Genomic DNA, 12296 nt, shown 5'->3' with positions numbered 1-12296 from the left:
CGCCCCGCCCTGCTCGAAAGCTGTATGTGTTTACCGCGAGGACCCCCGTATGTCCCCTGTGTCCCTCCAGCTCGCCGCCTCCGCCCCGGCGGAGACACCGCCCCACACCGGTGGCCTGCTCCACCTGATCGACGGCACGGCGGGCCTGCTGACCGTCGCCACGATCGGCATCGTGCTGCTGCTCTTCCTGATCATCAAGGTGCGGCTGCAGCCGTTCGTCGCGCTGCTCGCCGTCTCCATAGCCGTCGGCCTGCTCGCCGGCCTGTCGGTCACCGAACTCTTCGGCACCGTCCAGAAGTCCGACGCCGTCTCCACCATCGAGTCCGGCATGGGCGGCATCCTCGGCCATGTCGCCATCATCATCGGCCTGGGCACCATGCTCGGCGCGATCCTCGAAGTCAGCGGCGGCGCCCAGGTGCTGGCCTCCCGGCTGCTGGGCCTCTTCGGCGAGAAGCGCGCCCCGCTCGCCATGGGCCTGACCGGCCTGATCTTCGGTGTCCCGGTCTTCTTCGACGTCGGCATCTTCGTGCTGGCGCCCATCGTCTACGCCGCCGCCAAGCGCTCCGGCAAGTCGGTCCTGCTCTACTGCCTGCCGCTGCTCGCCGGCCTGTCGATGACCCACGCCTTCCTGCCGCCGCACCCCGGCCCGGTGGCCGCGGCCGGACTGCTGCACGTGGACCTCGGCTGGGTGATCCTCATGGGCATCGTCTGCGGCATCCCGGCCGTGCTCGCCGCCTGGGTGTTCTCCGCCTGGATCGGCCGCCGCATCTTCGTGCCCGTGCCGCAGGACATGGTCGAGGCGGCCGAGGAGGCCAAGCAGGCCGTCATCGACGAGCAGAGCAAGGCCGGCGTCGCGCCGCACGAGAGCCCCGTCGCGCTCGGCACGGTCCTCGGCATCATCGGCACCCCGCTGGTCCTCATCCTCGCCGCGACCTTCTCCTCCATCGCCCTGGACGAGTCCACCCTCCGCTCGGTGATCGAGTTCTTCGGCAACCCGTTCGTGGCCCTGACCATCGCCCTGTTCCTCGCCTACTACCTGCTCGGCATCCGGCGCGGCTGGTCCCGCAAGTCCCTGGAGACCGTCTCGACGGCCTCGCTGAAGCCGGTCGGCAACATCCTGCTGGTGGTCGGCGCGGGCGGTGTCTTCGGTGCCGTCCTCAAGGCCAGCGGCGTCGCCCAGGCGCTCTCCGACACCTTCAACGACGTCGGCCTGCCGGTGATCGTCCTCTCCTACCTGATCTCCCTGGTGCTGCGGGTCGCCCAGGGCTCGGCGACGGTGGCCATCGTGACGACGGCGGGCATCGTGGCACCGCTGCTCGCCGAGGGCGACCACTCCCAGGCGTTCGTCGCCCTGGTCATCATGGCCATCTCGGCGGGCTCCATCTTCGCCTCGCACGTCAACGACGGCGGCTTCTGGATGGTCGCCAAGTACTTCGGCATCAGCGAACGGGACACGCTGAAGACGTGGACCGTGCTGGAGAGCGTGCTGTCGGTCGCCGGGTTCGTGGTGGCGGCGGTGCTGAGCCTGTTCGTGTAGGCGTCTCGTGTAGGCGTCTGATAACGAAGTTGGGGCTGGCTGTGTCCGACACAGGATCGTCGACCATACTGCCCGCTGTGGAGCAGCGCAGAGGATCGACCAGCCAGCCCCTGGAAGGCGCCGGATTCGACCCGGCATTCGTCCCCGGGCTCACCGCACCCGTGACCGGTGAGCCGGAGGGCGTGAGATCGGAGAAGGAGGCGGAGGAGGAGCCCGAGGACGTCCGCGTCACGGACGGGACCGCGGCTCCCGAACCCGCCGAACAGGCCGCGGAGCCGGAGGAGGAAGAAGAGGCCCCGGACCCCGGTGGCCCCGTCTTCGAGGCCGCCGACCGCCGCGCCAGGATCGTCGCCGACCACAAGGGCGTACGTCTCTCCCTCGACGACCAGAGCTGCGAGTTCCGCTGGAACGAGGTCGGGGCCGTCGAGACGGAGACGGGCCGCTTCGGCAAGCGGTTCACCGTCACGGTGCACACGCCGGACCGCCGCTGGTACCCGATCGAGATCGAGGCGTCGTCGCGAAGCCGCTTCCCGGAGTGGGAGTCGGCCCTGGACGAGGTCCTGGACGCGTACTTCGAGGACGGCGAGACGCGGGACGAAGCGGAGCCCGAGGCCGAGGCGGACGCGAAGTCCGAGGTGGAGTCCGAGGCCGAGGCGGACGCGGAGCCCGAGGCGAAGTCCGGGACGAAGCCCGAGGCGAAGTCCGTGGCGAAGGCCGACGCGAAGCGCGAGGCGGACGGCGACGAGTAGGCGCATCGCGTGAAGATCCGCGTGAAGATCCCCGCACGCCCTCTTGTCCCACCGGCCGCCATGAGCTTTGTTGGCCCGCATGGCGGACACCACGGGCAACACCAGCGACGCCGGGGCAGCACCCGACCCCGACTCGGCACCTCGTAAATCCAGTTGGCGCTACATCGGCCCCGGCATCGTCGTCGCGGCGACCGGGGTCGGCGCCGGCGACCTCGTGGCCACCCTGATCGCGGGCAGCAACTTCGGCTACACCCTGCTGTGGGCGGCGGTCCTCGGCTGCCTGGTCAAGATCTCCCTCGCCGAGGCGGCGGGCCGCTGGCACCTGTCCACCGGCCGCACCCTCTTCGACGGCTGGGCGAGCCTCGGCCGCTGGACCACGTACTTCTTCGCGGTCTACGTCGTGATCTGGGGCTTCTCCTACGGCGCGGCGGCGATGTCGTCCAGCGCCCTGCCGCTGCAGGCCCTGTTCCCCGGCGTGATGGACCTCGAATGGTGGGGCGTGGCCTGCGGCGTGGTCGGCCTGGTCTTCGTCTGGTTCAACAAGTACGCCGTCTTCGAGAAGGTCATGACGGTCATGGTGGGCGTCATGTTCGTGGTGACGGTCTACCTGGCGATCCGGGTCACGCCCAACCTGGGGAACGCCTTCGCCGGCCTCCTCCCGGTCATCCCGGACGGCGAGGACTCCGTCCTCAACACCCTCGGCCTGATCGGCGGCGTCGGCGGCACGATCACGCTCGCCGCGTACGGCTACTGGGTCAACGCCAAGGGCTGGGCCAACACCGGCTGGATGAAGGTCATGCGGCTGGACAACCGGGTCGCGTACATCACGACCGGTGTCTTCGTCGTCGCCATGCTGTTCGTCGGCGCGGAGATGCTGCACGCCGCGAACATCGCGCTCTCCGGCGGTGGCAAGGGCCTGGTGCAGCTCGGCGACATCCTGGCGGACGAGTACGGCACGGCGACGGCCAAGTTCTTCCTGATCGGCTTCTTCGCCACGTCCTTCACCTCGCTCATCGGCGTGTGGCACGGCGTGAGCCTGATGTTCGCGGACTTCGTGGCCCGGCAGCGCGACAAGACGGCGGGCAAGGGCAAGGAGATCGCCTCCGGCGAGCACGAACGCTCCTGGCCCTTCCGCGCCTACCTGCTGTGGCTCACCTTCCCGCCCATCGTCCTGCTCTTCCAGGGCGAGCCCTTCCGCCTGGTCATCATCTACGGCGTCCTGGGCGCGGCCTTCATGCCCTTCCTCGCCCTGACCCTGATCTGGCTCCTCAACTCCTCCCGCACACCGCGCGAGTGGCGCAACGGCTGGCTGAGCAACACGATGCTCGCGGTCGCGGGCCTGCTGTTCCTGGTGCTGTGCCTGAAGGAGATCTGGGACCAGCCCTGGGCGGAGTTCTTCTGATCCCACCGGCCCACCGGCCGGGTCCTACCGGAGTTTGTCCCACTCCGGGCTGAGCGCCATCTCCCGCAGCTGATCCATGGTCAGCGCGGGATTGCCGCGGGACGGCTCGGCATGGGCGGCACCGTTGTTGAAGGCGCTGATCACAACGCGGAAGCCGTCCTTGCCGGGCCGCAGGGTGTCGGCCGTCCACATCAGGACCCCGGCGACCCGGTCGTCCCCGTTCCCCTGGTGCGTGGCGACGAGGGTGCCGTCGGGAAGGGGCTCGCCGTTGCGGCGCAGATGGTCGGCGATGTCGTGCATGCCGTACTGGACGTTGACCTGGACGAGACTCTCGCCCCGCCCGTCGTCGACGACGACGTAGGTGTACTCGGTCTCCTGGCCGCCCTTCCTCACCACGTCCAGCCCCTTGGGCAGCAACCCGGCCAGCGTCTCGGTGATGTCCTTGCCGGAGACGGCCGGCGGCACGGTGTCGGACGGGGCGGACTTGGTGGGCTTGGTGGGCTTGGTGGACTTCGGCGTCTCGGGAATCGCGTCCACCACCTTGCGCCACACCTCCGCCGTGGCGACCTCCTTCAACTCCTCGGTCGACAGCGGAGGCTCCGGGCGGGAGACGGGCGCGCCCTTCTGCGCGGGGGCGTTCCACTCGCCGACGCTGACATGCTGTCCCTCGGTCGTGACCAGGTCGGCGGACCAGTACTTGGTGTCGACGCGCTTGTCGGGATACTCGTAGCCCTTGAGGAGCCTGAGCAGCGAGCCGTCGGCCAGCCGGGTGGAGGAGCAGTCGTCGTACGGGGTGAACGTCTCGTCGGGGCATCCCGTCAGCTCGCGGACCTGCGGGCTGCCGGGATCGACCCGGGCGAAGCCCACGTTCATCGCGGCGGCTCCCTCCCCGTCGTCGTACACGAGGTACGCGTACGGCCCGTCACCCGATCCACGGGCGTTCTCCTGGCTGAACTCCCCCTCCGGAAGCAGCTTCTTGAGTTCACCGACGATGGTGTCGCCGGAGACGGGAGGCGGAGCGGGCTTCGTGGCGGAGGCGGACGGCCGGGAGGTGGCCCCGGAGGCCGCGGCGGAGACATCGGGGCCGTTGGACTTCCCCTGCGGCAGGAGCACTGCTCCGCCCACCCCGACCAGCGCGACACCGGCCACCGCCCCGCCGACCACCCCGGCCCGGCGCCGCGTCAGCGCCCGCCGTCCTCGGCTCCGACCCCCGGCGACGAGAGCCGTACGGTCGGTGTCGAAGTCGCCGCCGGCGTCGTGCAGGGCGGCGGAGAGCCGCTCCTCGAACGGGGTCTGGTACTGGTCTCCGGGCATGGCGAACCACCCTTTCCGCAAGGTGAGTGAAGTGAAAGCCGAAGTGGGGGAGGGGACGTATGACTGTGCTGGGACGGCCGTCAGGGTCTGGCGTACTCCGCGAGGTCCTCACCGAGCAGCTCACGCAGCCGTCCCAGTGCCCGGGAGCACCGCGTTCGCACGGCCGCCGAGCTGACGTTCATGACGTCGGCGGTCTCCTCGACGGACCGGTCCTCCCAGTACCGCAGGACGACGACGGCCCGGTCCTTGGCGGGCAACCGCGCGAGCGCGTCCAGCAGCGTCAGCCGCAGCGAGGCGTCCCCGTCCCCGGAGCCGGGCAGGTCCGGGAACACGTCCGTCGCCCGCTCCCGGCTGCTGCGCCGCCGCTGATGGGCGAGGAAGGCCCTGGTGAGCACGGTCTGCGCGTACCCGGCGGGATTTCCCACCCGGGACACGCGCCCCCACCGCACGTACAGCCGCCCGAAGGTCTCCTGCACGAGATCCTCGGCCAGATGCGTGTCCCCGGCGGTGAGCAGACACGCGGACCGGTACAGATGCCCGGCCCGCGCCACCGCGAACTCGGCGTACTCGTCCGCCCGCGCTTGCCTCATGTCCGTGTCCCCCGTGCCCACCGCTGCCGCGTACTGCCTTCACCTCATTGATGCGGTGGGCCCCGGAAAATGTTTCACACGAGTCTCAGAGCAGGTGGTCGGCCTTCCCCGCCTTGATGTCGAGGATCATGCGCCGCAGCGCGTCCCGGCTGTCGGTGAGGGGGGCGTCCTCCTCGCCGGCTATCGCGATGTAGGCGTTGCCGGTGGTGTCGGTGCCGAGGCGGAAGCAGGAGTTTCCCTCGCCGCAGAAGGGTTCTTCCCACGTGATGTCGCTCATCGAGCTTCTCCTCAAAGGTCGTTGGCGATCTCGCGGATGAAGTCGCGCGACGCCGCCGACGACAGGGTGATGCGCTCCATCCAGTCCAGGTGGGCACGGTACTTCGCCAGTTGGGCGTCGGCGTGGAGGAAGTCCGGCCCGTGCGAGCTGTCGATCTGCACCGTGTCCAGTTGGGGCACCGGACCTTCCGCGTACAGCACGGTCTGTCCGGCCCCCGGGAAGGCACCGGCGGCGAAGGGGATGACCAGGACGGTCACGTTCTCCTGCTCGGACTTCTCCAGGACGTGATGCAACTGAGCCTTGGCGACCCTGCGACCACCGAACTGCATGCGAAGAGCCGCCTCGTGCACGATGGCGACGAGCGGCGTCGCGTCGGCTCCCTCCAGCACTTGCTGGCGCTCCACCCGATGGGCCAGGCGCAAAGCGACCTCATGCTCGGGCAACTGCGGGATGACGACACGGAAGACGGCCATGGCGTGGTCCGAGGTCTGCAGCAGCCCTGGGATGTGCATGGAGTAGGCGGCGCGCATGCGGGCGGAGTACGCCTCCAACTCCGCGATGTCCAGCATCCCATGAGGAAGAGACCCCCGATACCTCTCCCACCATCCCCGCCGCCCGGCTGCTGCCATGCCGACCAGGGCCTCGACGTACGCCGAGTCCTGGCAGTCGCAGTTGCAGGCGAGGGTGCGGACCCGCTCCGGACTGATCGCCCGCACGCCCGACTCGACGTGCGAGATCGTGCCACGGTCGACCCCCAGCAGTCCCGCGGCGAACTCGGCGGACATCCCCGCCGACGTACGCATGCGACGGACCTCGATCCCCAGCCGCTTCTGACGTGCTGTGGCTGACGTCCTCGCTCCCATACCGCTCCCTCCACCTGCCGTCGTGAGCAGTCTGCCGCCCCGCATACGACCACTCACGATCGAGCGCACTTTTCACTTTGTGGTGCCAAATTAGGCACCGACGTCGATACATTCAGTAGCGCACACGCTACACACGGCGGTCGGAAGTGCATCGCGCAAGCCTGGCCGCGCGACGGAGCCACCGACCGCACCCCTCATGAAGGAGTCACCGTGCCCCCGTCCCGTTGTCCCCTCGCCCCTGTCTACCCGGCAGACCCCACACCCCCGATCCCCGAAACCCTGGCCTACAGCTTCACGCTCCCCGCCGCCCTGTCCAGCCCTTCCCTCGCGCGGGCGACGGCGCGACAAGTGCTCACGGCGCACGGCCTCACGGACATGCTCGACCCGGCACTGCAAGCGGTCAGCGAACTGACGGCTGTCGCCTGCCAGTTCACGGAGTCGGTGGACTACTACCTCGCCCTGCGCTTCCGCTTCTCCACCCTCCGGGTCATCGCCTATGACAGCCACCCCCGCCACACGAGCCCCCACCTGGCCACCGCCTGCGACACCCGCCGCCGCGCCGCCCTCCGCCTCCTGGCCTGCGTCTGCCGCGCCTGCGACGGCACGTGGGGCTTCGGTGAGGCGAGGGAGCCCGGCGGCGGCACGCGTATGTGGGCGACACTGCCGAGGGCGAGCGCGGCGGCGTACGGCGCACCCTGACGGCGTACGTCACAGTCGGTCTTTACTCGCCCTTGGCGCCACCCATACCTCCCGCATAACCGACCTCACTACGGTCATGAGGTTGGCATGTGCACAGGGTTAATCACGGGGGAGGGGCCGCATGGCGGACCTGGCGAAAGAGGCTGCGTCGCTGCACAAGGCGGCAAAGGGACTGCGGGCGGTGGGCCAGCACACGGCGAAGCCGTTGCAAGAGTACGAGTCGGCCTCGCACGACTTGTCGGCCCTGGGAGCCCTGGGCTCCCTTCTCGGTGCGAAGGACGACATCGAGGAGGGCATGACCACGCTCGCGAAGCTGGCCAGGCAGCTGGACGACGAGTGGGAGACCGAAGCGAAGTTCATGGGCGACGTCTCTGACGCATTCGACCTGCTGGACGTGCTGCTGACGTCCGCGGCCCGCGCCGAGAAGGGCTGAGCGGGAGTGGTCGACCTCAACCCCCTGCACTACATCAACAAGTTCAACCACATGTTCGGTGACACGGTCGCCGACGGACTGGAGTTCCTGGGCATCACCGATCCGGCGGTGGACCCGGACGGTATCCGGGAGATCGCCAAGAAGTGGCGTGCCCTGGCCACGGGCCTGGACGAGGCAGCTGAGGCGGCGCGCAAGGCACTGGCGGACGTGGAGTGGGAGGGCAAGTCCGCCAAGGCCCTTCACAAACGGGCCAAGTCGGCCCGTCAGCAAGCCACCGAGATGGCTGACTCTCTCAGGGAGGGTGCGAAGGCGCTGGACGACTTCGCGGACAAGGCGCACGAACTGCTCTCGGAGATCGGCGTCATCCTGGTGGAGATCGCCGAGTTGGAGCTGGCGGGGCTCGCCCTGTCCGTGCTGACCGGCGGCACGTCGGCCGTCGTCTCCACGCTGATGGCCGGCTCGCGCGCGGCGAAGGTGGTCGCGCTGGTCACCCGGATCGAGCAGGAGGGCACCGTCCTGGCGTCCGCGATCCGGGGGGTGATGGAGGTCATCCGGACGGTGGAGCGGGCGCTGAAGGCGCTGAAGGAAATCCGCGGCATCGCGGCGGCCGGGAAGATGGCGAAGGAGGGCATGAAGTTCTCCGCCTTCGACACCCTGCTGCGTGATCCGGAGGCGTTCAAGAACCCCGACAAACTCGCCGCCATCCTCACCGAGGGGGCACTCCTGGGAGTGGGCTTCGGTGCGCTGGGCAAGGCCCTGGGCAAAGGCCTGAAGGCACTCAAGCCGGCCGACCTGGCCAAGCTCAGCAAGGGCCTCAAGCTGGACTGCGCCTCGTTCGAGCGGTTGAGGCTCAACCCGGGCTTCAACAAGCTGCCGGCGTCGATCCGCAACGAGATCAAGAAGTTCGTGCGGGATCCGATCGATGTGGCCACCGGCGATATGGCACTGACCCGCACGGACGTCACACTGCCGGGCGTACTCCCGCTGGTCCTGGAGCGGACGCACCTCTCCTCCTACCGCTGGGGCGGATGGTTCGGCCCCTCCTGGGCCTCGACACTCGACCAGCGCGTGCAGTTGGACGACGAAGGCATCGTCTACGCGACCCCTGACGGCGCCCGCGTCTGCTTTCCGTTCCCCGCCCCGCAGACCGGCGAAGCGGTGAGGCCGAGAACCCCGGGCTCTCGGCTGTCCCTGTGCTGGGACGACGAAATTGACGGAGCCGTACGCATCACGGATCCCGACACCGGCCGTGCGTACGTCTTCCACAGTCCGGTCGCTGCGGTGGGAGACGAGGCGGTCGACCTTCCCGTGCAACATGTCACGGACCGCAATGGAAACCGCATCACCGTCTGTTACGACGAGGGGGACATCCCCGGGTCGATCATCCACTCGGGTGGGTACCGCATAGTCCTGGATCACCACCCCACGCTCTCGCGTATCACCGGCCTGCGCCTCCTTGACCCATCGTTTCCGGATGACCGGGGCATCACCCTGCTCACCCTCGGTTACGATGCACAGGGCCACCTGGCCGAGGAAATCGACTCCTCCGGGTTGCCCATGCGCTACACATACGACGGCGACGGGCGCGTCACTTCCTGGACCGACCGCAACAGCACCACGTACCGGTACACGTACGACGCCCGAGGGCGAGTCGTGACGACGGGTGGCAGCGGCGATTGCCTCGCGTCGGCCCTCGAATACGACAGCGGCGCCGGTACCACGCGCGTGACCGACTCCCTCGGCCAGGTCCGGGTCTACGAGCACAACGAAGCTCTGCGTCTGGTGCGGGAAACGGATCCGTTGGGCAACGTCACGACCCAGGACTGGGACGAGGAGCTGCGGCTGGTCGCCGTCACCGATCCGCTGGGAGCCACCAGACGGTACGTCTACGACGAGCAGGGCAACGTCACAAGAGTAGTGCGGCCGGACGAGACGGAACTGTGCTCCGAGTACGACGCCCTCGGCTTGCCCACGGTCATCAGGGGCCCTGACGGGACCGCCTGGTCGCAGGAGTACAACGATCGAGGTGACCGCGTATCCGTCACCGACCCGTTGGGCACCACCACCCGTTTTGCCTACAACAGCGCAGGTCACCTGGTCTCTGTCACCGATGCACTGGGCCGGTGCACACGGGTCCGGTGCAACGGCGCCGGTCTGCCTGTCGAAATCATCGATGCTCTCGAGGGCCGCACCCGGTACGTCCGAGACCTGTTCGGACGCCCGAGCACAGTTGTTGACGCCGCCGGGAACGAGACCCGGCAGGAGTGGACCACAGAGGGCAGGCTGACTCGCCGTGTCATGGCTGACGGAACCGACGAGGTCTGGACGTACGACGCCGAAGGCAACTGCACCAGTCACACGAGCCCCACCGGAGCGCGGACCCGATTCGAGTACGGCCCGTTCGACGTGTTGACAGCCCGTGTCGGGCCGGACGGCGCTCGTCAGAACTTCGGTTACGACACCGAGTTGCGCCTGGTGGAGGTCACGAATGCTCAAGGGCGGTGCTGGGAATACTTCTACGACCCGGCAGGCCGACTCGTGTCCGAGAGCGACTTCGACGGGCTTACGATCTCCTATTCCCACGATGATGCCGGTCGGCTCGTGGCCAGTACCAACGAATCCGGGCGGGCGATCAGTTTCCGCCGGAACGTCCTCGGTCTCGTCACCGCCAAGACGTCCCCTGAAGGGGAAACCTGCTTCACATACACCCCGACCGGTCGCATCGCCACCGCGGACACGGCCGACTCGTCGCTGGTTCTCACTCACGACCCCTTGGGGCGCTTGCTCTCCGAGACGGTCAACGGCCGTACTTCCACGTACGAGTACGACCTGCTGGGACGACGGACGAAACGCGTCACCCCGACGGGAGCCGTGAGCGTCTGGAATCACGATGCGGCCGGGCGGCACACCGAACTGATCACCGGTGGTGGCGTGATCACGTTCGCCCACGACGCGGCGGGCCGGGAGGTGAGCCGTTCGGTCGGCACGGTCACACTGGCCCGCTCCTACGATGAACTGGGGCGCCTCACGGGCCAGTCCGTGACGGACGCCGCTGGTCAGGTCACCATGAGCAGGGGGTACACCTACCGGGCCGACGGCTACCTGGCGGGTATCGACGATCAGATGACCGGCACACGGCACTTCGCCCTTGATGCCGTTGGCCGGGTCACGGGCGTCCGCGCCGAGGGCTGGTCGGAAAGCTACGCGTACGACGAAGCGGGCAATCAGACCGACGCCGCGTGGCCGGCGGCCCACCCGGGCCACGAGGCCACCGGCCCCCGCAGCTACGCCGGTACGCGGATCGTCCGGGCCGGGAACGTACGGTACGAGCACGACACGGCGGGGAGGATCACGCTTCGCCGAAAGACCCGACTGTCCGGCAGGCGGGACACTTGGCACTACACCTGGAACAGCGAGGACCGCCTTGTCTCGGTCACCACACCGGACGGTACCGAGTGGCGCTATCTCCACGATCCGCTTGGGCGCCGTATCGCGAAACTGCGACTGGAGCCGGACGGCGTCAGCGTCGCCGAGCGGACGGACTTCACCTGGGACGGCGCCGTCCTCTGCGAAGAGACCACTACGTCGGCGCGGCTGCCCCGACCGGTCACGCTCACGTGGGATCACCAGGGGCTGCATCCGATCGCCCAGACCGAGCGCGTGGGGGTCGGCGCGGCGTCCCAAGAAGAGATCGACTCCCGCTTCTTCGCCATCGTCACGGACCTCGTCGGTACGCCGACGGAACTCCTTGACCCCGCGGGCGGCGTTGCCTGGCGGACGCGAACGACCGTATGGGGCACCACGGCCTGGGCGGCCGACAGCACGTCGTACACCCCGCTCAGGTTCCCGGGTCAGTATTTCGACTCGGAGACGGGTCTCCACCACAACTATCACCGTCTCTACGACCCTGAGACCGGGCGCTACCTCACACCCGACCCCCTCGGCCTCGCGCCCGCACCGAACCCGTCGACGTACGTGCACAATCCGCACACCTGGGCCGACCCGCTCGGCCTGGCCCCGCGATGCGAGGAGACGATCCCTGGATTCCGAAAGCAGACCGACCACCCTCTGAGCAAGCGGATACACATAGGCGAGGACGGCAAGGTCACCATCACCGGGAAGGGGGCCCTTTACGTCAATCTGAGCGGAGACATTGGGCATACCGTGCGTTTCCGCGGCGAAGGTGGGCAGATTGTCGAGTTCCAGATATCGGCCGAGTTCCGAGAGAAGATCAGGCGAACCGCAGTGCCCCAGGAGGAGCCCGGCCTCGGCTTCAGCAGGGCCGAGTGGAAGCAAATGAAAAAGATATGCCCGGAAATCTCGGACCCCACCATGGGTGATGACCTGTACGGCATTCCCAGCGGGATGCTCAATGAGTTCAGGGAAGAAGTGGCAAAGTATCCAGGCAGGGTAGTCCAGGAAGGATAGGGCG

At 68.4% G+C, this 12296-nt stretch carries 10 protein-coding genes; 6 read left to right on the top strand and 4 right to left on the bottom strand.

The window, feature by feature from the left end; all coding sequences use genetic code 11:
- The first annotated feature begins 49 nt into the window (after positions 1 to 49).
- From RI578_RS14660 to RI578_RS14650, 3 genes are all read left to right on the top strand, one after another.
- Entirely contained in the window at positions 50 to 1537 is a 1488-nt protein-coding gene (locus tag RI578_RS14660; RefSeq protein WP_310871513.1) for a gluconate:H+ symporter, read from the top strand.
- Between the two features lie 77 nt (positions 1538 to 1614).
- Entirely contained in the window at positions 1615 to 2286 is a 672-nt protein-coding gene (locus RI578_RS14655) for a hypothetical protein (protein WP_310871512.1), read from the top strand.
- A gap of 79 nt (positions 2287 to 2365) precedes the next feature.
- A complete protein-coding gene (locus tag RI578_RS14650) occupies positions 2366 to 3688 on the top strand; it encodes an Nramp family divalent metal transporter (RefSeq protein ID WP_310871511.1) in 1323 nt (440 codons plus the stop codon).
- A gap of 24 nt (positions 3689 to 3712) precedes the next feature.
- Here the strand turns inward: RI578_RS14650 and RI578_RS14645 are convergent, their stop codons facing one another.
- The 4 genes from RI578_RS14645 to RI578_RS14630 all read right to left on the bottom strand — a co-directional run bounded on the left by RI578_RS14645 (position 3713) and on the right by RI578_RS14630 (position 6732).
- Positions 3713 to 5002 carry a hypothetical protein gene (locus RI578_RS14645; RefSeq protein ID WP_310871510.1) on the bottom strand — a complete coding sequence of 430 codons (1290 nt, stop codon included), beginning with the start codon at positions 5000 to 5002 and terminating at the stop codon, positions 3713 to 3715.
- A gap of 80 nt (positions 5003 to 5082) precedes the next feature.
- A complete protein-coding gene (locus RI578_RS14640; protein ID WP_310871509.1) occupies positions 5083 to 5592 on the bottom strand; it encodes a SigE family RNA polymerase sigma factor in 510 nt (169 codons plus the stop codon).
- Between the two features lie 85 nt (positions 5593 to 5677).
- The gene (locus RI578_RS14635; protein ID WP_307652189.1) at positions 5678 to 5869 is read right to left on the bottom strand and encodes a hypothetical protein; all 192 of its coding nucleotides are present in this window, start codon (positions 5867 to 5869) and stop codon (positions 5678 to 5680) included.
- Between the two features lie 11 nt (positions 5870 to 5880).
- Positions 5881 to 6732 (bottom strand): helix-turn-helix transcriptional regulator, encoded by an 852-nt coding sequence (locus RI578_RS14630; protein ID WP_310871508.1) that lies wholly within the window; start codon positions 6730 to 6732, stop codon positions 5881 to 5883.
- A 210-nt stretch (positions 6733 to 6942) separates the two neighbouring features.
- Between RI578_RS14630 and RI578_RS14625 the strand changes: the two genes are divergently transcribed.
- From RI578_RS14625 to RI578_RS14615, 3 genes are all read left to right on the top strand, one after another.
- Positions 6943 to 7431: an ATP-binding protein gene (locus tag RI578_RS14625; RefSeq protein ID WP_310871507.1), complete on the top strand. Its 489-nt coding sequence runs from the start codon at positions 6943 to 6945 to the stop codon at positions 7429 to 7431.
- 121 nt (positions 7432 to 7552) lie between these two features.
- Positions 7553 to 7864, top strand: coding sequence for a hypothetical protein (locus RI578_RS14620; RefSeq protein WP_310871506.1), 312 nt, complete (start codon positions 7553 to 7555; stop codon positions 7862 to 7864).
- Positions 7865 to 7870: 6 nt separating this feature from the next.
- On the top strand, positions 7871 to 12292 hold the full coding sequence (locus tag RI578_RS14615) for a DUF6531 domain-containing protein (protein WP_310871505.1): 4422 nt from the start codon (positions 7871 to 7873) through the stop codon (positions 12290 to 12292).
- Positions 12293 to 12296 lie beyond the last annotated feature (4 nt).

It is taken from the genome of Streptomyces sp. BB1-1-1, from assembly GCF_031597775.1.
Classification (GTDB): domain Bacteria; phylum Actinomycetota; class Actinomycetes; order Streptomycetales; family Streptomycetaceae; genus Streptomyces; species Streptomyces thinghirensis.
The sequence above is the reverse complement of the archived record's forward strand: the minus strand, read 5'-3'. Positions and strand labels throughout refer to the sequence as shown.

Bases quoted from the DNA above. Each gene is read 5' to 3' on its own strand.
- RI578_RS14620 (WP_310871506.1), top strand. From the start codon at position 7,553: ATGGCGGACCTGGCGAAAGAGGCTGCGTCGCTGCACAAGGCGGCAAAG.
- RI578_RS14645 (WP_310871510.1), bottom strand. From the start codon at position 5,002: ATGCCCGGAGACCAGTACCAGACCCCGTTCGAGGAGCGGCTCTCCGCC.
- RI578_RS14630 (WP_310871508.1), bottom strand. From the start codon at position 6,732: ATGGGAGCGAGGACGTCAGCCACAGCACGTCAGAAGCGGCTGGGGATC.
- RI578_RS14660 (WP_310871513.1), top strand. From the start codon at position 50: ATGTCCCCTGTGTCCCTCCAGCTCGCCGCCTCCGCCCCGGCGGAGACA.
- RI578_RS14640 (WP_310871509.1), bottom strand. From the start codon at position 5,592: ATGAGGCAAGCGCGGGCGGACGAGTACGCCGAGTTCGCGGTGGCGCGG.
- RI578_RS14650 (WP_310871511.1), top strand. From the start codon at position 2,366: ATGGCGGACACCACGGGCAACACCAGCGACGCCGGGGCAGCACCCGAC.
- RI578_RS14635 (WP_307652189.1), bottom strand. From the start codon at position 5,869: ATGAGCGACATCACGTGGGAAGAACCCTTCTGCGGCGAGGGAAACTCC.